Raw genomic sequence first — 22,422 nt, 5'->3', positions numbered from 1 at the left:
AGGCTCTCTCTGAAGCGAACGCATCGTCCAGTCCGTCAATTGGTCGGAAGATCGCGATAGACGTAGTTGCTCAGATTGAGCGAACCGGTGAGAACACCTGCTTCTTTCCAGGTATCGAATACGTTCTGCAGCGAAGCAGCAAAGGCATCGTCGAGCGTGCCACGCTTATAGGCCGCCTCGTCAGGATAGATGCTTTCAATTGTTGACCGATCCTGCTTTGTGAAAGCACTGTAAAAGTCGATAAATGCATCCTTGTTTTCCGTCGACCATTTGTAGCCGCGCTCGACGCGATCCGAAAAGTCCGCAATCGCCGCAACCTTACCAGGATCAGCCAGCGCTTTGTCGGTTGCACTTAGAACATTGTTTCCCGTGTTGACGCCGGGGCCGTCGATTAACACCGTCGCTTTCAGCGTACCGATGCTGCGAGCCTTGTAGACGCCCCAGGTTCCCCAGGCATCGATGCTTCCGGCCTGAAATGCGGCGCTCGCATCGGTCGGCGTCAGGAACGCGAGTTTCACGTCATTCACGGTAAGCCCGGCCTTTTTCAGGACGCCAAGCGTCAGATAATGGGCGACACTGCCGCGTGTTGTTGGCGAGATCGTCTTACCCTTCAGGTCCTCTATCGATTTGATCGGGCTTCCGGCAGGGATGATAATCGAGCTTCCGAGGCCACCGTTGGTGAAGTAAGCCGCTACCTTGATTTTCGATCCTCCGGCAATTGCGCTGACGGTCGGGGAATCCGCAGCTCCCCCAATATCAACGGCATTTGCCTTCAGGGCCTCATGAAGATTGACGGCTGCAGGAAAGACCGACCACTCAATCTGATAGGGCACGTCTTTCAGCAAGCCCGCGGCCTCCAGCTTTGCCCGCGTAGCCCCTGTCTGGTCGCCAATACGAAGTGTGACCTTGCTCAGATCCTGAGCTGCGAATGTTGAGGGCGCTGTTCCGAGCATCAGCCCGGAGACGAGGCCTGCGATGGCAAGATTGATATAACGGCGTGAGACTGTTGTCATAGCGGTTCGACTTTCGTTAGGGTCAAATATCCAGAGGGGAAATTCACTCGGCTGCGGCCGCAATCTCTGCGGCATACCTGTTGACCGGGATGGGGATTCCAAGGTTGCCGCGGAATGTTTCGGCCTCATATTCGGTGCGATAAATCCCACGTTCCTGAAGAATTGGAACAACCGTCTCTACAAAGACTTCCAGTTCCTTCGGCAGCGAAACGTTGATGACAAATCCGTCCGATCCACGCCCCTCAAGCCAGCGCTGCAACGCGTCGGCCACCTGGGTTGGCGTGCCGACGAATTCTGTTCGCGGCGTTGCAAAGCGCAATACCACCTGCCGAAGGGTAAGGTTTTCTCTCCGCGCCGTATCGAGAATCCTGTTGGACGCACTTTGGTTGCTGTTGGCTCCGTGTGCCCCAATATCGGGGAATGCGCCATCAAGATCGTGCTGTAGAAAATTATAATCATTGAAAGGACGGCCCAGCATGGAAAGGGCATTCTCGATAGAAGTCAGATTGGCGAACTCCCGGTATTTGCGCTCCGCTTCCTCTTCAGTGGATCCGATGACAGGGCGAATCCCGGGCAGGATGAACAAGTCGTTTGGATCACGGCCAAGGCCGGCGGCCCTATTCTTGGTGTCCCGGTAATAGGCTTTGCCTTCCTCAAGATTCTCGTGATGGACGAATATCGCGTCGGCCCGGGCGGCAGCAAAATTCTTGCCGTCTTCAGAAGCTCCGGCCTGAAAAATTACTGGCTGACCCTGCGCCGATCGGGCGATGTTGAGAGGCCCTCTAACCTGGAAGAATTCACCGTGATGATCAAGCGTATGAAGCTTCGCCCGGTTAAAGAACACGCCTGAGGCTTTGTCGTGAACAAGCGCGTCGTCTTCCCAGGAATCCCAGAGCCCCTGCACGACATCAAGATACTCTCCCGCAAGGCGATAACGTGTGTCATGGGCAAGATGGGAAGACTTGCTGAAATTGGCGGCACTGCCTTCAAGCCAGGAGGTCACGACGTTCCAGCCAGCCCGTCCGCCGCTGATGTGATCGAGGGAAGCAAACTGCCGCGCCACGTTGAACGGCTCGCTGTAGCTGACGGTCAGCGTGGCGACGAGCCCAATGTTTGACGTCGCCCCGGCAAGTGCGGAAAGGATAGTGAGCGGCTCGAAGCGATTGAGATAATGCGGGCTGGATTTTTCCGTGATGAAGACGCTGTCGGCCACAAAGAGGAAATCAAACTTGGCGCGTTCGGCAAGTTGTGCCTGTCTTTTATAATATGCAAAGCTGGTGCTTGCGTCGGGTTGGGAATCCGGGTGACGCCAATCGCCCCATCCCATGCCAACTCCGTGGAGCATGAATCCAAGCTTCAGTTTCCGGCTATCCGCCATTGCAAACTCCCTGATCGTTTTCGACCCGGCGCAAGCTTCGCACCGTCGGTCAGAACCACGAGAAGCTTAAGACGATTAAGTTGGTCGAGTTAGATATGGATTTGCAATTTCAGCATGCATACGGGAGATAATTGCTACCGATCGCGCCAACGGCAAACATTGATCACCAAGGCTAACGAGTGTCCGGAATGTGCGCCAATGCGCTCCACTGACGCCCAGGGAATACCTTGCTAACAAATCATAGGCGGCTGGAGGATATATTCGCCCCGCCCAGGCAAAGCAAAAATTCCTGTCTGTGGCTCCTGTTCCAAAGACCGTATTTTTGTTGCGTGACCAAGCAACCGGAGCGACAACAAATGTCAGAACCAGAGAGCCTTAATCATACACTCGCGCAATTCCAGTCTAACCGCGCAAAAACCATGGAGCCGCAGGCCTTGCGAATTAACATTGATCAACGCCAGCTGCTTGTCGATACGGCTGATCGGTCCGGTTTCGTCAAAGCCGGAGACAAGGTTGACGCCTTTGCACTGAAGGAAGTGGGAGGCGCGGAGCTTTCGCTTCGTCGGCTCCTTGAGACAGGTCCATTGGTTCTGGTGTTCTTCCGCTTCGAGGGATGTCCGGCCTGCAATATCGCCCTGCCCTACTACAATGCCCATCTCGCTCCCGCGGTTAAAGAGTTGGGTGCAACTCTGGTGGCTGTCAGTCCGCAGGTGCCTGAGCGTCTCGTTGGCATCAAGGAACGCCACAATCTTGATTTTCTGGTCGCAACGGATTTCGGCAACGACCTCGCGCGTAAATTGGGTATCCTCTACGGCTATGACGAACCATCCCGGCAGGCGGCTCTCGCGAAGGGAACATCGATCGGCGATATCACTGGTACGGGCACATGGGAATTGCCGATGCCCGCAACCATCGTCATCGACCAGACAGGCACCGTCCGTTTTGCCGATGTCAGTCCGGACTGGCTTGTCCGGACCGAACCTGAAAACGTTATTCAAGCCGTCCACCTGATCCGCGAACGTGCAGCCGCGTGAACCAGCAGTAGCGAGAGAATTACATTGTCAAAAGACCATCATCACGATCATGACCATCATGACCATAGCCACGATCACGACCACTCGCATGAGGAGATCGACTGGCGTGACAATGGCGTAAAGGTCATTCCCGGAAATCAGCTGGATCCCAATACGGCCCAGACACCCGGCATGAACCGCGCGACTGCAATTAACAATGCGCGAGCCGGCGCTGAGAAAATCTGGGCTGGCACGGTGACGATCCACGCCAATGCAAAGACTGGGGCGCATCACCACGGGGACCTCGAAAGTATTATCTACGTGGTGAAAGGCAAGGCCCGGATGCGCTGGGGCAACCATCTCGAGTTCACCGCGGAAGCGGGGCCTGGCGATTTTATCTACGTGCCGCCCTACGTGCCGCACCAGGAAATCAATGCGAGCGAAGACGAGACGCTCGAATGCGTGCTTGTGCGTTCGGGCCAGGACCCCGTCGTCGTCAATCTTGATATTGAACCGGTGGAAAAGCCGGAAGGCGTCCTTTGGAAAGACCCCATTCATCGATAGGCACGGCGTTGTGTGGACCGGCCGTCCGATCTCACGCGGACGGCATTCAGACAATCTCAAGCACGTTGGTTGCCTCAAGATTTGATCCGGCAGCGTCAATGACAGTGACCTTCACGGCCCAAAAGCCGTTCATGGCAACCGTCAAAGGAGGCACCGTGAAAGACCCGCCGCCGTGACGCGTGATTGTATGGCGAAAGGGTCCGAGGCCGAATGAAGGTTTTGCCAGCTCAAAGGTGATCTCGACTGTATCGACTGCGGGTAGTCCATCTTTCTCCAAATCAACGATTGTAATGGCGACATCGCCAACATGCGGCGGATCGACAAGGATTGTCGCCCTGAGCCTCGGTGGCGGAAGAGGGCCCGGATCGCCCCCCTCCGCAATCAAACGAAACAGGCGTGCGGCAGCACGAGGGTCCCCGTCTTTTGCCGCAGCCACACAGGTGGCTGCAAGATCGCTTGATACCAATGGTATCCGCACCGAACGGTCCTTCAGACCGGAGAAACCCAGCCTCTTATCAAATCCGCAACTGATCAGCAGGCCGATCGCGCCGCCGGCAATGATCGGCATTTTGGAGTTTATGATCGGCGTCAGTGGCATCCGGCTACCAGGTGGCCGCAAGGCCAAGATGCTGGAGTGCCACACGGCGCAATTCGCCAAGTCTTGGATCGCCCCGATGACGCGGATAGGGCAGATCCACCGGAATATCGGCGACGATCTGTGCCGGTCGGGGCCCGAAGACGAGAACGCGCTGGGTCAGAAATAATGCTTCCTCGACATCGTGGGTGACGAGAATGGCGGTCATTCCAGCCTTCTGCCAGAGAGCCACCAGCTCCGCCTGCATGGTGAGCCGCGTCAGCGAGTCGAGCTTGCCCAGCGGTTCGTCGAGGAGAAGCAGACGCGGATCATTCACCAGCGCGCGCGCAAGTGCGACGCGCTGTGCCATGCCTCCCGAAAGCTGGTGGGGATAGGCCTTTTCGAAACCGTCAAGACCGACGAGCCGCAATGCCGCATCCACACGGTCACCACCGGTCCTGATGATGCCCTGCGCTTCAAGCCCGAGAGCTACATTCTCCCAGACGGTTCGCCAGGGGAAAAGCGTCGGATCCTGGAAGACCAGGATCCGCGAGGGATCCGGATCGCCGATCTCCTCGCCATCAACCCGCAATGAACCGCTGGTCGGATGATCAAGACCTGCGAGAAGCCGCAGCAAAGTGGACTTGCCGCAACCGGAGGGACCGAGCAGCGCCACGAATTGTCCCGGTTCAACCGCAAAGCTCACCCTATCGAGAACGGGCAGCGGTGCACCCTCGAGTTCGAACTGATGCGATACGGCGCCGATATTCACCTGAACACCGGTCAAGTTCGGCGGTGTTCGAAAATCGGACGGGGCAAGCGCTACCATCTGACAAGCCCTTTCTGCCATGAAAGTACCCGGTCACGGATACGGAAGAGGATGGTGATAAGGCTCGAGCACATCAAAGCCATGACGATCAGCGCGGCATACATGTTGGCATAAGCGGCCCAGCCTTGCGCCCATTGCAGGTACCAGCCGAGGCCCGCCTTGACGCCCAGCATCTCGGCAACGACCAGCACTGCAAAAGATGTCCCAAGCCCCATGAACAGGCCGACGAAGACATGCGGCAGGGCGGCAGGAATGGCGACCTTGAAGATAAGGAACCAGCGACTGGCCCCAAGCGTGCGCGCAATATCGTAATAATCACGATTTACGCTGGCGATGCCCGACCAGGTGAGGATCGTCACCGGAAATGCGGTCGCCAGCGCGATGAGAAAGACGCTCGCCGATCCGCTCGAGGGGAAGATAAAGAAGGAAAGCGGCAGCCAGGCCGTTGCCGGGAGCGGCCCGATCAGCCGCAGGATGGGGTGAACCCAATAGCCCGCCGCCCTCGACCAGCCGATGGTGACACCGGTTGTGAAGCCGACGACCGCACCGAAGAAATACCCCTTGGCCAGCAGCAGAACCGAATGAAGAACACTCTCGCCAAGGCGTGCCCAATCATCGATATAGACCTCCAGAATACCTTGCGGTGACGAGAAAAATGGGACCGGAAGCACGGCAAGCTTGGCTGTCAGCATTTCCCATATTCCAAGCCCTACCGCCGCAACGGCAAACCAGGGACCATAGTAGCGAACCCAGATCGCGGTCTTGCCGAGGAGAAATCCTGTGGTCAGAACCAGCACGAGCAGCGCTGCGATAAGAACCGACAAGATCGCAAGCTCCCTCCCGTAAGGCGCGGGAATGATCTCGGGCCAGAATTCTATAACCGCCGCGGAACCGAGCCAGAGTGCGGCGGCAACTGCACCCGTCCGCCAAAATCGGGCAGATCTCCTGCCCGACTGGGCAGAAGTTGCCCGAGCGGCCGAGAACGCCGTATCATTCGACTCTATGGCGGTCATGCCTTACCCCTTTCGTCAAGCTGACAGGACATTCGCGTAGACCTTGGCGGCAAACGCATCCGGATCGGTCGACTGTTTGAAAACCTGCACATCGCGCAGCTCACCTGCGTAAAGGGCGATCTCCTTCTTAAGATCGGTACCCGTCGGATTGTGGTTGTGCGTCTGGGCGAGCAGTACCGCGATCAGGTCATCGGTCGATTTGTCCTTTGGCGCATTCGGCAGGAATGCCTTGGCTGCGTCTTCCGGCTTCGCAACAGTCCAGTCCTGCGCTTCCAGCAATGCCCGCGTCAGAGCCGTGGCCGTCGGCAAATCATCACGGATCAGGCTGCCGCGCAGACCGACGATGCAGCAAACCCGCTTTTCGAAACCATGATCGAGATTCGAGGCGATCTGCACATAATTGTTGTCCCGGAGCCAGAAGAATGCTTTCGGATCACCGTCGGCGATGGCATGGATCTCTCCCTTCTCGGCAGCGACCTGCAACAGCTCACCCGGATACTGCCGCCATTCGACGTCGCTGATGGGGTTGATCCCTTCCTTGTTAAGAAGGATCGAGAAGAAATTCTTGCCAGGGCTGGCCAGATCCGAAACGCCGATGGATTTGCCCTTGAGGTCTGCAAGTGTTTTCAACCCGGTGCTTGCCGGTGTGATGAGCCGCGAGCAGCCGCCATGGGTACCAGCGGTGATTTTCACGTCGAAGCCCTGTTCCAGTGCTTTCAGCCAGCGCAACGCCATCCCCACCCCGCCATCGGCCTTGCCCGTTGCAATGGCCTCGAGAAGCGCTTCGGTCGAAGCACCGAAATTCACCAGTTCGACGTCAAGGCCGTACTTGGCGAAGATCCCCTGCTCTTTGGCGACAAAGACAGGAGCGAGACAGATCGCCGAAGCGTTCGTGGCAAACTTGATCTTCTTCAGTTCCTTTGCGGGTGCTGCTGCGTTCTGCGCTCCCGCAAGCCCGGTCAGAGCCATGGAACCGAACGGCGCTGCCAAGCCCAATGCACCGGCACCGCGCAGCAATGTGCGGCGGTCAAGCGTGAAATTCCCCATTTCCCATCTCCTTGAAATTGTGCTGATTGAATCCAACGGCGACGGCCTGCGTCTACTCCGCCGCCTGTGCATGTTTGGTCGCCGTATCCCGCTGCGCCACGAGCTCACGCACGCGCGGCAGGAGGTCACGTCCGTAATGGAAGGCATCCTCGATCGGATCGAAACCGCGGATAAGGAAAGTGGTGATGCCAAGGTCGTAATAGTCGAGGAATGCCTCCGCCACCTGATCCGGAGTCCCGACCAATGACGTTGTATTGCCCTGCGCGCCGGTCAGCCCGGCAATCCCGGTCCATAGGCGCTTGTCGAGGACAGTGCCCTGCGCCGCCGCAGCCAAGAGGCGCTTTGAGCCCTCATTGGCCGGACTCCGACCTCCGATCTGGTTGAAGCGCTGGTTGTTCGGATCGCGGACCTTGCCGGCATCGATCAGAGCCCTGGCCTTTTCCAGAATGGCGTTGGCCTTGGCCCAGGCCGCTTCTTCCGTCTCCGCCAGGATCGGGCGCAGCGAGAGGCTGAACCGCGGCGATCGACCATAAGGCGCTGCTGCCTCGTGAACACGCTGGACCAGTTCCTTCACCTGCGCATGGGTTTCACCCCACAGAGCATAGATATCCGCATGTTTACCGGCCACTTGCAGAGCCGCATCGGATGCTCCGCCGAAATAGACCGGAATACCATCCGGCTGCACCGGTTTGATGCTGCCGAAAGCCTTGTCGACCTTGTAATACTGGCCGTCATAATCGAATGGTTCCTTGCTCGTCCATTCCTGACGAACGATGTCGAGATATTCCGTCGTGCGTGCGTAGCGCTCGTCCTTCGTCAGATGATCGCCATCCTGCGCCAGTTCGACGTCATTGCCTCCGGTGATGATATGAACGCCGACACGCCCCCCGCTGATGTGGTCAAGAGTTGCAAGCTGTCGTGCCGCGACGGTCGGCGCTGTGAAGCCGGGACGGTGGGCGATCATGACGTTGAGCGTCCTGGTCACGCTGGTCACGTGCTGACTGACGAGAATGCTTTCGGGAGACGTCGAATTGAAGGCCAGAAGCACGCGGTCGAAACCGCCGTTTTCCTGCACTTTCGCGAGTGCCTCGATATAATTCAGGTCAAGTGCCTGGCCTGTAGAGCGGATGGTTTCCGACCCGTTGGCATTTCCGACAAAACCGATAAATTCCACTGGCATGGTGGCCTCCATAACGATTGAACGATCTCAGATACCGAGTGCAGCGCGCCCCGCAGCGATCCGCACCGTGTCTTCCTGGGGTGAATGGATGCGGCCGCACAGAGCGTTGCGGTAATGACGTTCCAGCGGGTTGTTGCGGCTGATGCCGTGGTTCCCTGTCAATCTCAACGCTTTTTCGACAGCGGAGATGGCATTCTCGGTGACGGTCAGCTTGAGGAGATTGCTTTCAGGCGATGATGGAGCTTCACCCGTATCCGCATCGCGTGCAGCCGAACGGAGCAGTCGCGCATTCGCGGCGAGCAGCTCCTCAATTTCACCTAGGGCCTGCTGGATACGAGGGACCGTCGCCAAGGCAGCGCCAAGATTGGCGGGCTTGCGGTCATGGAGAAACTGAACGAGCCAATCCCGGGCAGCCCGCGCCACACCGTCATAGAGTGAACCGAGCAGCACTGCCATCCACACGGCTTGGCCGGCTTCGCGATCTTTCCATTGCTCGGGCGGACGAATATCAACCGCATGATCGAAGGGAATACGGACGTCCTGAAATATCGCGTCGTGGCTTGCCGTCGCGCGCATGCCGAGCGGGTTCCACGTCTCCTCAATGCGTATACCATCGGCATTTGCCGGAACCAGGAAAGCACCCACGCGCGGGCTTTCTTCATCTGTCCGCCCCCAGACGATGCACCAGGTGAGTCCGGCAATGCCTGTCGAATAGATCTTGCGGCCACTCAGTGACCAGCCTTCTTCAGTACGACGAGCTGTCGTGGCGGGAAGACCGCCACGAATTGGTGTTCCAAGCTCCGGTTCAACCCTCAAGGCATTGATAAGTGCACCACGCTGCGCCGCATCAGCCAGCACACGCCGGACCAGATGTTCCGGCCAGCGCCCGCCCGGCAGCGTTGCAAGGTTGATGTATTGCATGATGAGGATAAGTGCGGTTGATGGTTCGCCCTTGGCGATTTCGCCGATCACAGTCGCAGCATCGCCAAGCCCGGCCCCCCGCCCACCGTAGGTGACCGGCGAGGTCAGCGCCAGCAATCCGTATTCCTGCAGTTTCCGGAAGTTCTCGTGCGGGAACGCACCGCTTTCATCATCAAGACTTGCAGTCACAGCAAATTCCGCTGCAACCGTTCGGGCTGTCTCGCCAAGCGTCAGTGCCCGCGTCATCGCACCTACTCCGCCGCACTGATCGCCGGGCCCGCCGACTGCCCGACAAAGGGACGGGCTTCTTCAACCGCCTGGGCGATCCGGGCGTTGATATGTTCGGCAACGATCTCATGATTGAGGAAGTCGCGGTCGACGGCAAAGATGCCTGTCGGGAGCGTGTGCGCCATGAAGAAACCAAACAAAGGCCGCAACTGATGTTCGACAATCAGCGCATGCCCATCGCTGCCGCCTGTGGCGGTCAGCAGGATTGGTTTGCCCTGCAGGGCGAGCGGCTCGAACAAATCGATGAAATGCTTGAAGAGCCCGGTATAGCTGCCCTTATAGGTCGGTGTACCGACCACAAGGATATCGGCCGTCACGACACGGTGGAGAATGGTTGTGGCGGCAGGACTAAGTTCACTGGCATGCCGGGCAGAGCCGAGGGAGTCTCCCACATCGATCAGGTCATAGACTTCAGACGTCAGACCATATCGATTGGCGATCCGCCCGACTAGGTTGGTGACGAGCGATCTTGTCTTGGAAGGACGATGGAAATTGCCGGAGACACCCACGACAGTCGGATTGGGCATGAGCGATATCCCTGATAACAGATGCTGCCGCTAACACGGCCATCCATTAACACTACCAAAGTAATAGAGATTAAAAAGAAAGCAGACGCTGAACTGCGCGCCGATACTGGTATATTTTTCTCAATCGCGGCCAGAAGATGGGACGCTGTTTGGTCACTCGCCTGCCAACAACGCGGCAGATCGAATCCGGTGACATCCAGAGCAGCACCGATATAGGTTCGCTCAACATCCATCAGGCATTTTTGGGACCGTGCAATCTTGTGACAGTGCCGATGCTGCGACATCCCGTGTAGGTGGTAACAGATGCTGTCGCAGCGTTCCTAAACCAGGCCAGGAGAAGTGTTGCACAGGTTATGGGTAAACCTTCTGTTGATGTCACCGGTAGCGAATGAGTGCGAAGCGCTGCAACCCCCGTGCGCATAGCCCTCTTCTACCTTTGGATCGGGCGTCACGGTAGTATCGCCGCGCGTGAAACTGTGTCCTGTAACAAGGAACGCAAACGGGGAGATCGAAAGATCTGCAACGGCTCGTTGAGATAGCGAATGCCGGTGCTTAACACCTGATGATAAATTCTATTCTCATTTGGCTGGATAAGGCTCGATGTCCGCCGACCAATAGTCCTTAGCAATGTTCTGGCTGTTACGGATAAGGTGGTAGGCGATATCCGGATCGCCTCCATTAAAAGTCTCCGGGTCCGCACCACATATCAAACAATACATCTGTTGATAAACGCCGAACGCAAAATATTGCAGCACCGGCGTCGCATCCTCCTGGCCGATTGCTCGCATGTCATCGGCAGCCTGTTTGACCGCACTTTCCAACACCAACGAAACTGCAGCAGCCAGCTTCCTGTTTGCACGGTTGATGACGTCGGCGACTTCGCTTCCAGCCGACGTAAGATCATGTCCATTATTTGTCATTGTTTACCTCGTGGATTGTTAATGTATTTCAACTGCGCTGCCACATCGCCTACTCTGGCGAGTGGTGAGAACTGACAGATAGTTCTTGCCTTCCGCATAAACTCGCGAACCCTGATCCGCCTATCCGAGGCACGTGCCTGATCGGCCAACACGCGAAGAATAGTCGTCAACGCCAAGTTCTGCGTCGAGAGAGTGTCTGTTGCTGCTATTCACCCGCTTCTTTGTGAACAGCCTTCCGGCGTTCCCTTCCTTCCGAGGTGCTGCTGGGCTCCCTCGCCATTCGCCTTCTGATATCACGTGTTCGGCCAACCGGGTCACGACCTGAGATACCCTCATCTGTCGATCAACCTTTCAACGCGGTTGGGTACCGTTGCCGTCATAGGTTGGGTAGTCCTGGTATTCGTAATACACCGTCACCAAAGGCGGAACACGCGCCGCCTGTCTGCTCGGAATGGGAAACACCACACCCTGCGATCACCCGGTCCAACGCGCCAGGATGGATAAACTCGGCGGCCAGCTTGGGAATCTTGTCAATCGGGTTCTCACATTGCTGGCGTCGTCCTTTTCCGGCGTGACGCCAGCGGTTCCCGACAGTGCCCTTGTTCGCGAACAGGGAGTTTACGCGGAAAGCGCCCTGGTCTGATGCCGAGGCCCTGCTCGGCGAGCTCGACCATACGGAGCGGCAAAGAATTTCGGATCGTCTGGTGTGGCTCTGGCGGAGCAGGTCCATGGGCTCGCCATCGTCGCTTGCTGCTTGCTCCCGTTTCTGCCTGAATCAGCTTCAAGGCTGCACGCGAAGCTAGGGATATGGTATCCGGCAGGGTATGATGCTCCACTCGTTGTTAGCGGAGTGGAAACATCTTCTGGAGGGATACTCTTTCCGCGGCAGACAGTGGTGCGAACGACCTCATGATTTAGCGCTAGTGTTTCCGGCAGGTGTACGCGCCATGCAGAGGCCATGCGGGACCGCTATGCAATATTTTGCTAGCGCGGTTTCATCGTTCTCGCTTCAGTCGGGTCTCACGCCCTCAATGCAAGGAATGTTACTACCCTGCCCCGATCGTTAAAATATCTTGTCGGTAGCCGGCTTCCCCTCGCTAACGAACGGCGTTCCAAATCGTTCGACAAGCATCTCAGTGAGGGTTCGCACTTTTCGAGAGGGATACTGTCCGGGCGGCCTCACGACGAAGATACCGGCTGGCGGAATCGGATGACACGTCATGATTGGCACCAGCGCACCCGAACTAATATGATCCGCGACCAGCGGTTCTGGCAGATAGGCGACCCCAAGGCCGTCCAGAGCGGCCGCCACGAGAGACATTGCGTTATCAGCTATGAAACGTCCCTGGGGACGTACAGTGACGATCTTGTCGCCATCTATGAATTGCCACACCTCTGCGTCCCGCATAACGACCGGGTGCTTCACAATCTCATCCGGTGTTTCGGGAGCACCGTGAGCTTCGATATAGGCAGGACTTGCAACCAGCTTGCCAAAGATCGGTCCAACACGTCTTGCGACGAGGCTCGAATCCGATAGATGTCCCAGCCGTATTGCACAATCAAAACCCTCTCCCACGAGATCCACGAAGCGATCAGTATAAGAAGAAAGGATTTGTAGCTGCGGGTGTCGACTAGCCATCTGGGAGAGGATGGGGGCAAAATAGGTCGGACCAAATGACAGTGGCGCGGCTACGCGCATGCGACCTCGAAGCTCACCGGCGGGCAGGATCGTTTCCCGCACCAGATCCAATTCGGCGGAGGTCTTGGCTGCGTAATCGCGAAATGTGGCGCCTGCTTCCGTGAGCGCTATACCGCGGGTCGTCCTTGCAAATAGCTGTGCGCCGAGTTGGTCCTCGAGCCTGGTGATCCGCCGGCTGACCATCGACTTGGAGATGCCCAGTCGCAGCGCGGCGGATGATACTCCGCCTGCATCAGCAACTTCGACGAATATTCTTAGATCCTCAATTTCCACAAGGCGTTCCTTATTCTGCAACATGGCTTCACACGACCGAGGGCTACCAAGGCAAAGAAGAGAGTGACAATTTCGCTACGGCTGACTCTCCCTTGAAGGCATCCTCAAAGCGTGCCTCACGAACCGCCAATATAGGATCTATTCCATAATCTTTCTATCAGCTTCAACTCACTTCTGCGTCCATCGCATGCGTCCGTAAGGAGCCGGCTTGCGCATGAGCGCAATTCGTAAAATCAGTCGAACGGGGTAAAATGTTCAAAACACTATTCATCGCTTTTGTGACGATTTCTTCTTTCTCTGCGGCTCAGGCACAAACCACGGAAGAACAACCCGGTGCGGATCTGATCGTTTACAACGCAAAGATCTTCACCGGCAATCAAGCTCACCCCGAAGCTTCGGCTTTGGCCGTCAAGCAAGGCCGTATTTACTCCGTCGGCTCTGATGTGGACATTCTCGATTTGAAGAATTCCAACACCGAGATTATTGATGCTCGCAGCCGCAGACTGATCCCCGGCATCATAGATGCCCATATCCATGTTCTCAACGATCTGGCCTATAGCTACAACGTTCGATGGGATGGCGTCCCGACGCTGCGTGAGGCATTGGCGATGCTGAGCGAGCAGGCCGCACGCACGCCGAAGGGCCAATGGGTCAAAGTGATCGGAGGCTGGTCCCCCTACCAATTTGAGGAGAACCGCTTTCCCACACTGGACGAATTGCGCAGCGCCGTGCCCGATCGCCCCATGATCGTGCAATATGCTTACAACCAAGCTTTCTTGAACAAGCAGGCGATGGGGGCGCTTGGCGTAGGTACCGACCGGTTCCCAAAGGTGCCAGACACCGAATTCGAACAGGACAGCCATGGCAATCCCACCGGTGTGGTCCACGGCTATACCTGGTTGTTCCTTGCCCTCGAGAGCATGGTGCCGCAGCCCACGTTCGACGAACAGGTGAGTTCGTTGATCTACAGCATTCACGGTCTGAACCGGTTCGGCGTGACCTCGATCATCGACAACGGCGGCAGCTGGCCCTACCCGGAGGCACAGGCAAGAGTAAACGTGCTTGCACGAGACAACCGCCTCAATGTGCGCATGCCTTTTGTGGACTTGCAACTCGGCACCGGTGGGCCAGTAAACATGGTGGATCTGGAAATCGAGGCGATCACGAAAACGGCGCCGATAAGTCCAGGACAAAACCTGCACCCCAGCCTGGCACATGGCCACGAATATCGAGGCGCCGGGGAGGTTCTGAGCGGGGAAGTACATGATCACGAGAACTTCGACCGTCCGGCGGTCATCATCGAGCCTGCGAAGATGCGGCGCTTCGTCGAGCAGGATGTGATGAAGCTCGTCCAGCGGCGCATCCCGTTCCGCATGCACGTTAGCTACAACGAGAACATCTCGCCCTTTCTCGATGCCCTTGAGAAGGTGAACGAAACGATACCGCTCGATGGCCTGAAATGGAGTCTCGAGCATGCGGAGACCATCAGCGCGGTGAACATCGATCGGGTGAAGAAGCTGGGGGGCGGCATCGCCCTGGACGCCAAGATGGCGCTGCACGCCGATGGCTTCATCAAGACATATGGTCGCGAGAAGGCGTTGGAGACGCCGCTTCTGCGCAAACTCGTGGATAGCGGCATCCCACTGGCGATGACCACCGACGCTTTCCGGGCAGCCACGTTCAACCCTTGGGTCGGTATAAGCTGGATGGTGTCCGGCAAGTCCGTGTCCGGATCGAAGGTTCTTGCCGAGAACAACCGGCTCTCCCGCGCCGAAGCGCTGACGCTGTTCACCAGTGGGGCAGCCTGGTTCATGAATGCAGAAGCCGAGCTAGGCACAATCGCCCCCGGAAATCTGGCAGACTTCGCCGTTCTCAACAAGGATTACTTCACTGTGCCGGAAGAGCAAATCAGCTCTATCTCGTCTGTCCTAACCATTATGGACGGAAAGGTCGTGTACGGCGCACAGGACTATAGCGCTCTATCGCCAAAACTGCCCGAAATCCTTCCAGCTTGGTCACCCTTAAAATACTTCGGCAGCTATCATGTGGAAAAATGAACCTCGCGGAAAGGTTCTCTCCGCTCTCCCCAAAAGTTCCGTTGAAGAAGCTCGTTGGATTCCGGTTTCGCCGCGTGGCCGTTCCCTACTGCGTTGGAAGCACCATCGCCTGAATGTGTGGTCAGCAGTTGCTCGAGACGCGAGTGCAAACGACCAAGAGCGCTCGCTGTTTGAAAGCAGGGTTGATGAGCGCGCGGACGAGGCGTCTCGAACTGCCGCGTTGGCTCCAGCCTATTCATCCCGTCCCAAACGGCCCCGTACTTCGCCGTGCGAGTGGCCGACGGCGGAGATCACCCATGAAACCCTGACACAGGACGTGGCCATGTGCCGAAGGTTGAAAAGCGAGCAGACGATTGACCGACGGAGTTTCGCCACCTCGCGTCTTTCAACAACACTTGGTCTTCGGTCCGTATCCAGAGCGCAGTTACTGCTGCTTTCGCTTGCTGCCCTGTCCTTTGCTCAATGGGACTGCCGATCAGCCCTTGCTGATGATACTCGCTTGACGCAGGAGAGGCCCTCGATAAAAGCCGACCGGTCGCGGGAGGACTGGTCGATGCTCGCGAATCCGAAACTGCGGACTCAGCCGCTGGACAGTTTGAAATACATTCCGTTGTTTCCCTCTAATCCCAACAGCTACGTCTCGCTCGGGCTCAATCTACGCGAAATCTTCGAAGTCAGTGATGCGCCAGCTTTCGGGACCGTGGGTGCGAACCCCAGAGACTCTTACTGGTTACAGCGCGCGCAGTTCCATATCGACGCTCACCTGAATGAAAACTGGCAAGTGTTCACGCAGTTCGAGGATGTGCGTGCCTTCGACAAGACGGTGGTCGGCCCTAACGACGCAAACCGGTTTGACCTTCGGCAAGCATTCGTCGGCTATACGCAGGAGACTGACGCCGGAACGTTCACGGCAAGGGTCGGCCGCCAAGACTTCGCGTTTGACCTCGAGCGGTTCGTTTCAACGCGCGATGGGCCAAATGTCCGCCAGTCATTCGACGCTGTCTGGGCCGGGTGGGAGACGGATGCATGGCGCCTCTATGGTCTTGTCAGCCGGCCTGTTCAGTATCGCGATGACCGCCCTTTCGATGATCGATCAAACGGCGATGCAATGTTCAGCGGCGCGCGCGTTGAGTGGCAGCTCTCGCCGACGATCAAGGCGTCGGCCTATTACGCGCTTTATCAGCGCAAGGACGCCATCTTTCTCACTGCGTCGGGTGAGGAGGACAGGCACATCCTCAATATCCGGACGGCTGGCAAACATGCCGGCTTCGACTGGGATGCGGAAGCGATGGGACAGGTTGGCAAGGTCGGCTCAGCCGACATTCTGGCATGGGCCGTTGGTGCGAGGACTGGCTACACCTTCGAGGAACTCACCTGGTCGCCGCGAATCGGTCTGCAGTTCGACGTGGCGTCCGGCGACCGGGACGCAAGTGATGGCACGCTTAGCACCTTCAATCCGCTGTTTCCGAACGGCTTCTATTTCTCGCTCGGTGGTCATACCGGATACGCCAACCTCGTCCACATCAAACCATCGGTCACCATTCAGCCGACAGAAAACCTAACCCTGATGGCCGGGGTCGGACTGCTCTGGCGACAGACAACACAGGACGCCGTCTACACCCTGCCAAGCATTCCCGTGGCCGGCACGGCGGGTCATGGGCCGGCATGGACCGGAGCCTATTTGCAGGCGAAGGCGGACTATCGCTTCAATCCCAATCTTACGGGGTCACTGGAGGCGGTCCATTACCAGGTCGGCTCGGCGCTTCGCGACGCCGGAGGCCGTGACAGCAACTATGTTCGAGCGGAATTGAAATACTCATGGTAGCGAGTGCACCGCCATACGCACCAATACCGGCCTTTCGCCGTGCCAAACATCTGGGGACGATGGATTGGTCGTCTCATATGTCGACACGGTGTTGCACAGTGAGGAAAGCTGGATAGGCATTCTGGGGCTGAAATCAGAGCACCCATTCTCAAGGCGCCGACTGAAACAACTCGACCAGCATTCTCTCATTGTCTCGTATGTAAGCGAAGCGATCGCCGGCATGGTTGGGGACGGAGGACGGCGGTATAACGATTTTAACACCCTTAGCCGCCAGTGCGGCTACAGTCTCTTCCAGGTCATCAACATTGAGCGCGAAATGGTTGACGCCGCCGAGTTTCAGGAATGTTTCGATTTCTTCTCGCTCGTTTGTCATGGGGGCCGCACCATCGACTTGAAAGATTTCCAGCCGAGCTTCGCCGCGAACGAGCATGGCCACCTGCGCGCCAGGCAGAGTGAAACTGTATTGATGCTCGAAGCCAAGATTATTGCGATACCAGTCTAGACTAGCCTGCAGGTCGTGGACAACGACACCGACATGATGGAGGCGAGGGACGAAATTTGCCATGTAATTTCCCGGGTTTTAGTTTTCTCGTTCCAACTCCGGTTCGAGATACCATCGCTATTATGGTTGAGGCACTAAGTATCCTGCCGGAAACGAAGTTCGTACCTCCCAAGACAGGTCGCCCACCCCTCCTCCTCCGACGCGGTTGCAGCAACCCTTCCCACTCACGAGGAAAGGCGGGAACCGCCTTGCTTTGCACGGTCCCATTGAACGCCACTTCCGAGAGCGGCTTACGCAGGCTACGCACGCGCGTCCACGGATCCCCGGGGCAACCGGTTTTGTCGCCAGTTGCCGATGGCGACGACACATTCGACGGGGAAACCCTCCAGAACTGCGGGATCATTTGTCGGCCCTATACGCACCTCCACCAAAGCTTCACCGCCTTCTTTTCAGGTGCGGTCGCGGCGCTCACTAGAGTTCATGGCGGCAGGTTAGTCCTGCATGTACCGGCAGCATAGTCTCCCCAAATGCGAAACTCCGTTGCAAGAGGCAGGACGGCAGGCCGATCAAGGATGTCATGGCCCATTCTGGGAAGCACCCGAAATCGGACGTTCGCCCTCGGCATACGGAAGATTGAGCGCAATCAGGCTATTGCGCCCGCGTCAACGGTCAGGATGGCACCCGTAATCAGGCTCGCGGCGGGACTTGCCAAAAAGACCACGGCATTCGCGATTTCGCGTGGCTCGCCGAAACGCCCCAGCGACGTGAGGCTCCGCTGGAAGTCAGCGGCCGCACCGTCCGCCGGATTTGCGTCCGTATCCACCGATCCGGGCTGCACGAGGTTTACGGTAATGCCGTTCGGGCCAAGTTCGCGCGACAGTCCGCGGGTGAAAGAGGTGAGTGCCGCCTTGGACATCGCATAAGCCGTTACGCCCGGGAAGGGAACCCGCTCGCCGAGACCCGATCCGACAGAGATAATGCGCCCGCCAGCGGAAAGATGCGGAATGACAGCCTTCGCGAACAGCACTGGCGCTCGCACGTTGACGTCCATCAGCGTTTGATATTCAGCCACATCAAGGTCGGCGATCGCTCCGGAGTGACCGATCGCCGCGCTGTTGACGAGAATATCGAGACCGCCAAGCGCCGTGATGGCATCGCTGGCTGCGCGCGTGATCGCCTCAGGATCGGCACTGTCCGCTTGAATAGCAACCGCGCGACGCCCCGTACTCTCGATGGATTTGGCCACCGTGTCAGCTTTTTCAGCCGAGCGCTGATACGTAAACGCCACGTCAGCGCCGTTCTCGGCCAAGGCCAATGCGATCGCAGCACCGATGCCCCGCGACCCTCCGGTTACCAATGCACGTTTCCCGTTCAGATCAATCATATGTTCTTCCTTTTCTACGTAGTCGACCCAAGCCCAAATGGTTCGCGCAAGGTGCGACAGGCGCTCGAGCGCCTGTCTCTAACTTAATGTTCCCCATTAACGTCTTTTAGTATCGAGAAGTGCTGAACTGTGTTGCAAAGGGCGGAACGTCGGGCGAAGCCGTGGCGTCAAGCGCGCAGCTCACGGAGCAGACCTTCCAGATTTCGCTCGCCGTCCTTGGTCTGTGCTCCTGCCTTAAGCCCACCCCGGATAAGCTTCTCGGCTGCAGGACGTGCGAATAGCCCCGCCCAAGCGTCGTGCTCGCGACTGAAGCCTTCCCGCAGGTTTACGGGAGGCACCGCCTTTTTAGCGGCGGCGATGATACCTTCGGGTAACGCGGCGATGTTGCGCGCCAACCGGTCGACGAAGCCATCAAGCTCGGAGGCCGGCAATGCCCGGTTGATCCAGCCATAGCGTTCCGCCGTCGCCGCATCGATGAGATCGGCGCCAAGGATCACTTCGAGGGCGCGGCCGCGCGTCATCCGTGATGACAGATACTGGGTGGCGCCGCCGCCCGGCGTGATGCCCATCAATGCCTCGCATTGGGCAAGTCCCGCCCGGCCTTCGGCAGCAAATGTCATGTCGGCCGCCGCGACGAACTCCGCGCCGCCGCCGCGTGCAAGCCCGGCGAGCTTGACAATCGTCACCTGCGGCTGCTTTCGCAGGAGCTCGCCGAACGCCTGGAACGGGTTAAGGCCTTCCGGAGCCTCGCTGGCAATCTCGTCAAAGGCATGTGGTTCGTCGATCAATGTCATGTCGACATGGGCAATGAAGAACTCGGGGTCCGCGCTCTGGAAAACCAGCACGCGCGTGTCGGGATCATCACGAACGGAGAGAAGAAAGCGGCGAATCTCGCTCATCAATGGAACATTGAGAACGTTTACCGGCGGATTGTCGAGCGTGATTGTGGCTATACCGTCTGCCCGGGAGACCCGGAGCCGGCTGAAATCTGTGTCTGTCATACGTAAGGTCTCTGTTCTTCGGGAAACTATGGCCCTGATCTTCCGCGCCATTGACTCTAAAGTATTCATTGCATACCTAGCGTCAATTACGCACCTGAAGCATCCCAGGGATGCCGGAGGATACCGATGGATAAACCAACACGTGAAAATGACCCGGTCTACCGTGCCGACTGCCCGAGCCGGGTGATCCTCGACCAGATCGCGGACAAATGGTCGATGATGGTGCTGGCTGTGCTCAGCGATCCCCGGCGCTTCAATGCGATCAAACGCCGTCTCGATGGCGTAACCCAGCGCGTGCTGACCCAGACGCTACGCAAGCTGGAGCGCAACGGCATGGTGACGCGCAGGGTTCTGGACGGGCGCGTGCTCGGCGTCGAGTATGCGCTGACGCCGCTTGGGCGATCGCTGCAAGAGCCGTTCTCGATCCTGTTCGACTGGACCATCGAGAACATCGACGTGATTCAGGACTGCCAACGTAGCTTTGACGCGCGCCACGATCAGGTAACAGTTTGAGCCACGCGCGGCAAAATGCAGGCAAACGTGCGGGTTGCCATCATTAGCGCTTTGGCCCTTAGTTTTCACGATCTGTTGAAAAGTCTTCAAAACACTCGACTAGCATCTCGGTGAGCATCCGTATCTTGCGTGCGGGATGCTGCCCCGGCGGCCGGATCACATAGATGCCCAATTTGGGCGGCGGATAGCGCGTCATGACCGGGACCAACACGCCGGAAGCCAGATGCTCCTTAATTAATTCTTCGGGGACACCGGCAAGACCAATCCCGGCAAGTGCTGCAGCCACAAGAGCCACGGCATTATCGGCTTTGAAGCGGCCCTGCGGTTTCAGCGTGATGATCTTCTCCCCATCCATTGCCAGCCAGGTTTCAGTGCCCTGCATGACGACCTCGTGCGTGAGGAATTCCTCTGGCGTCTCGGGCGAGCCGTGCTTTTTGATGTAGTCGGGCGTTGCAACGTATTTGGCGGAGGTCCAGCCAACGCGTCTTGCAAGCATATTTGAGTCAGCAAGATGGCCGACCCTTATCGCGCAGTCGAACCCTTCTGCGATCAAGTCAACGAACCGATCCGTATAGCTGGTTTGAACCTGCAACTCCGGATGGCGCTGCGCCAAGGATGCGAGCACCGGGGCAAAGTGTGTCGGACCGAATGTAAGCGGAGCTGCTATTCTTAGCCGACCGCGAAGGTCGCCGGCAGGCAATATCGCCTCCCTGGCAATGTCGATCTCGGCGCAGACTTTTGCCGCGTGTTCCCGGAAGGTGATGCCGGCCTCGGTTAGGGCGGCGCCGCGCGTCGTGCGGGCGAGCAACTGCACGCCCAGATCCTTTTCAAGCCGAATAAGACGCCGGCTGACCATCGACTTGGAGATGCCGAGCCGCCGCGCGGCGGGAGAAACCCCGCCAGCGTCGGCAACTTCCACGAAGGTCCGCAAGTCTTCGATATCCAAATCAACGTTCCTGTATTCACGACAGATTAGTGCTCGAATCGCTCCAATCGTATCACAAAGAGAAATAACCGGGGGCGATGTTGGCGTTCCTTCATTCGCGACACAGCTTCGCGGGAACGGGTGCTACCGGATCATAAAAAGAAATGACAGTGTCAATTGAGGCGCCGCCTGAGGCAGCACCCATCGTTCGATAAACCCACCTCCCAGCAAAGGATGCTTCCATGACCTTTCGTAACGGCCTTGATTCGCTTCTTCGTCCCGAAGACTCGGTCCTCGTTCTGATCGACCACCAGCCCTATCAGCTTGCGAACCTGAACAGCCACGACCCGCAAGCTGTGGTCAACAGCACGACCGCGCTGGCGAAGCTGGCAAAAGCCTTCGATGTCCCGACCATTCTGACCAGTGTGATCGCGGGGCGCGGCGGTCTTCTCTTCAAGCAGATCACCGACGTATTTCCGGACCAGGAGGTCATCGACCGCACCTGGGTCAACACCTGGCAGGACGAGAACGTGGTGAACGTCGTCAAGGCGACCGGACGCAAGCAGCTGATCATCGCCGGCCTGTGGACCGAGGTCTGCGTGGCAATGCCTGTGATCCAGGCCGCCGGCGAAGGCTGGGACGTGACCGTGATCACCGACGCGTCGGGCGGGATTTCAAAGGAATCTCACGAAGTTGCCGTCCAGCGTATGATCGCAGCCGGCGCGAACCCGATGACCGTGATGGCGCTCGCTGGTGAATGGCAACGCGATTGGGCGCGCACCGGGCATGTCGAGCAGCTGACCGAGATACTTATCCAGCACTTCGCCGGCAGCGGCATCGCCTATCTTTGGGAGCAGCAGCTTCTCAATACGCCGGTGGCGCGCAAAACCGCCTGATCTGAATCGGCTATCGGAAAGGGGAAGGGCGTACAATCGCAAGCGTCCTCCCCGTCGCATTCATCAACGCCGGTCGACAG

At 57.8% G+C, this 22,422-nt stretch carries 21 protein-coding genes; 6 read left to right on the top strand and 15 right to left on the bottom strand.

Features of this window, described 5'->3' with window-relative positions:
- Window positions 1–35: 35 nt before the first annotated feature.
- On the bottom strand, window positions 36–1,088 hold the full coding sequence (locus tag ACTJJ7_RS24450) for an ABC transporter substrate-binding protein (RefSeq protein WP_245421231.1): 1,053 nt from the start codon (window positions 1,086–1,088) through the stop codon (window positions 36–38).
- Window positions 1,057–2,391, bottom strand: a complete 1,335-nt coding sequence (locus ACTJJ7_RS24445; RefSeq protein WP_440969118.1) for an LLM class flavin-dependent oxidoreductase — start codon at window positions 2,389–2,391, stop codon at window positions 1,057–1,059. Before ACTJJ7_RS24445 ends, ACTJJ7_RS24450 begins: the two co-directional genes overlap by 32 nt.
- A gap of 434 nt (window positions 2,392–2,825) precedes the next feature.
- Between ACTJJ7_RS24445 and ACTJJ7_RS24440 the strand changes: the two genes are divergently transcribed.
- A complete protein-coding gene (locus ACTJJ7_RS24440) occupies window positions 2,826–3,425 on the top strand; it encodes a peroxiredoxin-like family protein (RefSeq protein WP_440969117.1) in 600 nt (199 codons plus the stop codon).
- A 24-nt stretch (window positions 3,426–3,449) separates the two neighbouring features.
- Entirely contained in the window at window positions 3,450–3,968 is a 519-nt protein-coding gene (locus tag ACTJJ7_RS24435) for a cupin domain-containing protein (RefSeq protein WP_105737448.1), read from the top strand.
- A gap of 46 nt (window positions 3,969–4,014) precedes the next feature.
- On the opposite strand, the gene ACTJJ7_RS24430 is transcribed toward ACTJJ7_RS24435, so the two are convergent.
- The 9 genes from ACTJJ7_RS24430 to ACTJJ7_RS24390 all read right to left on the bottom strand — a co-directional run bounded on the left by ACTJJ7_RS24430 (window position 4,015) and on the right by ACTJJ7_RS24390 (window position 13,239).
- Window positions 4,015–4,536 carry a hypothetical protein gene (locus tag ACTJJ7_RS24430; RefSeq protein ID WP_105737450.1) on the bottom strand — a complete coding sequence of 174 codons (522 nt, stop codon included), beginning with the start codon at window positions 4,534–4,536 and terminating at the stop codon, window positions 4,015–4,017.
- Between the two features lie 34 nt (window positions 4,537–4,570).
- Complete coding sequence (locus ACTJJ7_RS24425) at window positions 4,571–5,371, bottom strand: ABC transporter ATP-binding protein (RefSeq protein ID WP_105737452.1); 801 nt, start codon at window positions 5,369–5,371, stop codon at window positions 4,571–4,573.
- On the bottom strand, window positions 5,365–6,384 hold the full coding sequence (locus tag ACTJJ7_RS24420) for an ABC transporter permease (RefSeq protein ID WP_105737454.1): 1,020 nt from the start codon (window positions 6,382–6,384) through the stop codon (window positions 5,365–5,367). Before ACTJJ7_RS24420 ends, ACTJJ7_RS24425 begins: the two co-directional genes overlap by 7 nt.
- Before the next feature lie 15 nt (window positions 6,385–6,399).
- Window positions 6,400–7,431, bottom strand: a complete 1,032-nt coding sequence (locus tag ACTJJ7_RS24415; RefSeq protein WP_105737456.1) for an ABC transporter substrate-binding protein — start codon at window positions 7,429–7,431, stop codon at window positions 6,400–6,402.
- A 52-nt stretch (window positions 7,432–7,483) separates the two neighbouring features.
- Window positions 7,484–8,611 carry an LLM class flavin-dependent oxidoreductase gene (locus tag ACTJJ7_RS24410; RefSeq protein ID WP_105737741.1) on the bottom strand — a complete coding sequence of 376 codons (1,128 nt, stop codon included), beginning with the start codon at window positions 8,609–8,611 and terminating at the stop codon, window positions 7,484–7,486.
- Window positions 8,612–8,638: 27 nt separating this feature from the next.
- Window positions 8,639–9,778 (bottom strand): acyl-CoA dehydrogenase family protein, encoded by a 1,140-nt coding sequence (locus tag ACTJJ7_RS24405; protein WP_440969116.1) that lies wholly within the window; start codon window positions 9,776–9,778, stop codon window positions 8,639–8,641.
- 5 nt (window positions 9,779–9,783) lie between these two features.
- Window positions 9,784–10,347, bottom strand: coding sequence for an FMN reductase (msuE, locus tag ACTJJ7_RS24400; protein ID WP_440969115.1), 564 nt, complete (start codon window positions 10,345–10,347; stop codon window positions 9,784–9,786).
- Window positions 10,348–10,925: 578 nt separating this feature from the next.
- On the bottom strand, window positions 10,926–11,267 hold the full coding sequence (locus tag ACTJJ7_RS24395) for a hypothetical protein (protein ID WP_440969114.1): 342 nt from the start codon (window positions 11,265–11,267) through the stop codon (window positions 10,926–10,928).
- A 1,063-nt stretch (window positions 11,268–12,330) separates the two neighbouring features.
- A complete protein-coding gene (locus ACTJJ7_RS24390) occupies window positions 12,331–13,239 on the bottom strand; it encodes a LysR family transcriptional regulator (RefSeq protein ID WP_105737743.1) in 909 nt (302 codons plus the stop codon).
- 251 nt (window positions 13,240–13,490) lie between these two features.
- Here ACTJJ7_RS24390 and ACTJJ7_RS24385 point away from each other — a divergent pair, with 251 nt between their 5' ends.
- Window positions 13,491–15,296: an amidohydrolase gene (locus tag ACTJJ7_RS24385; RefSeq protein WP_440969113.1), complete on the top strand. Its 1,806-nt coding sequence runs from the start codon at window positions 13,491–13,493 to the stop codon at window positions 15,294–15,296.
- Window positions 15,297–15,618: 322 nt separating this feature from the next.
- The gene (locus tag ACTJJ7_RS24380; protein ID WP_440969126.1) at window positions 15,619–17,121 is read left to right on the top strand and encodes an alginate export family protein; all 1,503 of its coding nucleotides are present in this window, start codon (window positions 15,619–15,621) and stop codon (window positions 17,119–17,121) included.
- Window positions 17,122–17,269: 148 nt separating this feature from the next.
- On the opposite strand, the gene ACTJJ7_RS24375 is transcribed toward ACTJJ7_RS24380, so the two are convergent.
- The 3 genes from ACTJJ7_RS24375 to ACTJJ7_RS24365 form a co-directional block, all read right to left on the bottom strand.
- Window positions 17,270–17,686, bottom strand: coding sequence for a VOC family protein (locus ACTJJ7_RS24375; protein ID WP_440969112.1), 417 nt, complete (start codon window positions 17,684–17,686; stop codon window positions 17,270–17,272).
- A 580-nt stretch (window positions 17,687–18,266) separates the two neighbouring features.
- The gene (locus tag ACTJJ7_RS24370; RefSeq protein WP_105737468.1) at window positions 18,267–19,007 is read right to left on the bottom strand and encodes an SDR family NAD(P)-dependent oxidoreductase; all 741 of its coding nucleotides are present in this window, start codon (window positions 19,005–19,007) and stop codon (window positions 18,267–18,269) included.
- A 167-nt stretch (window positions 19,008–19,174) separates the two neighbouring features.
- Window positions 19,175–20,008, bottom strand: coding sequence for an enoyl-CoA hydratase/isomerase family protein (locus tag ACTJJ7_RS24365; RefSeq protein ID WP_440969111.1), 834 nt, complete (start codon window positions 20,006–20,008; stop codon window positions 19,175–19,177).
- Between the two features lie 126 nt (window positions 20,009–20,134).
- Here ACTJJ7_RS24365 and ACTJJ7_RS24360 point away from each other — a divergent pair, with 126 nt between their 5' ends.
- Window positions 20,135–20,521: a winged helix-turn-helix transcriptional regulator gene (locus ACTJJ7_RS24360; RefSeq protein WP_105737472.1), complete on the top strand. Its 387-nt coding sequence runs from the start codon at window positions 20,135–20,137 to the stop codon at window positions 20,519–20,521.
- 58 nt (window positions 20,522–20,579) lie between these two features.
- On the opposite strand, the gene ACTJJ7_RS24355 is transcribed toward ACTJJ7_RS24360, so the two are convergent.
- A complete protein-coding gene (locus ACTJJ7_RS24355) occupies window positions 20,580–21,467 on the bottom strand; it encodes a LysR family transcriptional regulator (RefSeq protein WP_440969110.1) in 888 nt (295 codons plus the stop codon).
- Between the two features lie 221 nt (window positions 21,468–21,688).
- Here ACTJJ7_RS24355 and ACTJJ7_RS24350 point away from each other — a divergent pair, with 221 nt between their 5' ends.
- Window positions 21,689–22,342 carry a hydrolase gene (locus tag ACTJJ7_RS24350; protein ID WP_105737476.1) on the top strand — a complete coding sequence of 218 codons (654 nt, stop codon included), beginning with the start codon at window positions 21,689–21,691 and terminating at the stop codon, window positions 22,340–22,342.
- Window positions 22,343–22,422: the final 80 nt, after the last annotated feature.

This window comes from Phyllobacterium sp. 22229, from assembly GCF_052056495.1.
Lineage (GTDB): Bacteria > Pseudomonadota > Alphaproteobacteria > Rhizobiales > Rhizobiaceae > Phyllobacterium > Phyllobacterium myrsinacearum.
Note: the sequence above shows the minus strand (reverse complement) of the source record. Positions and strands in the feature narration are given on the sequence as shown.

Bases quoted from the DNA above. Each gene is read 5' to 3' on its own strand.
- ACTJJ7_RS24450 (WP_245421231.1), bottom strand. From the start codon at position 1,088: ATGCCGCAGAGATTGCGGCCGCAGCCGAGTGAATTTCCCCTCTGGATA.
- ACTJJ7_RS24445 (WP_440969118.1), bottom strand. From the start codon at position 2,391: ATGGCGGATAGCCGGAAACTGAAGCTTGGATTCATGCTCCACGGAGTT.
- ACTJJ7_RS24430 (WP_105737450.1), bottom strand. From the start codon at position 4,536: ATGCCGATCATTGCCGGCGGCGCGATCGGCCTGCTGATCAGTTGCGGA.
- ACTJJ7_RS24425 (WP_105737452.1), bottom strand. From the start codon at position 5,371: ATGGTAGCGCTTGCCCCGTCCGATTTTCGAACACCGCCGAACTTGACC.
- ACTJJ7_RS24420 (WP_105737454.1), bottom strand. From the start codon at position 6,384: ATGACCGCCATAGAGTCGAATGATACGGCGTTCTCGGCCGCTCGGGCA.
- ACTJJ7_RS24415 (WP_105737456.1), bottom strand. From the start codon at position 7,431: ATGGGGAATTTCACGCTTGACCGCCGCACATTGCTGCGCGGTGCCGGT.
- ACTJJ7_RS24410 (WP_105737741.1), bottom strand. From the start codon at position 8,611: ATGCCAGTGGAATTTATCGGTTTTGTCGGAAATGCCAACGGGTCGGAA.
- ACTJJ7_RS24405 (WP_440969116.1), bottom strand. From the start codon at position 9,778: ATGACGCGGGCACTGACGCTTGGCGAGACAGCCCGAACGGTTGCAGCG.
- msuE (WP_440969115.1), bottom strand. From the start codon at position 10,347: ATGCCCAATCCGACTGTCGTGGGTGTCTCCGGCAATTTCCATCGTCCT.
- ACTJJ7_RS24395 (WP_440969114.1), bottom strand. From the start codon at position 11,267: ATGACAAATAATGGACATGATCTTACGTCGGCTGGAAGCGAAGTCGCC.
- ACTJJ7_RS24385 (WP_440969113.1), top strand. From the start codon at position 13,491: ATGTTCAAAACACTATTCATCGCTTTTGTGACGATTTCTTCTTTCTCT.
- ACTJJ7_RS24380 (WP_440969126.1), top strand. From the start codon at position 15,619: ATGTGCCGAAGGTTGAAAAGCGAGCAGACGATTGACCGACGGAGTTTC.
- ACTJJ7_RS24375 (WP_440969112.1), bottom strand. From the start codon at position 17,686: ATGGCAAATTTCGTCCCTCGCCTCCATCATGTCGGTGTCGTTGTCCAC.
- ACTJJ7_RS24370 (WP_105737468.1), bottom strand. From the start codon at position 19,007: ATGATTGATCTGAACGGGAAACGTGCATTGGTAACCGGAGGGTCGCGG.
- ACTJJ7_RS24365 (WP_440969111.1), bottom strand. From the start codon at position 20,008: ATGACAGACACAGATTTCAGCCGGCTCCGGGTCTCCCGGGCAGACGGT.
- ACTJJ7_RS24360 (WP_105737472.1), top strand. From the start codon at position 20,135: ATGGATAAACCAACACGTGAAAATGACCCGGTCTACCGTGCCGACTGC.
- ACTJJ7_RS24350 (WP_105737476.1), top strand. From the start codon at position 21,689: ATGACCTTTCGTAACGGCCTTGATTCGCTTCTTCGTCCCGAAGACTCG.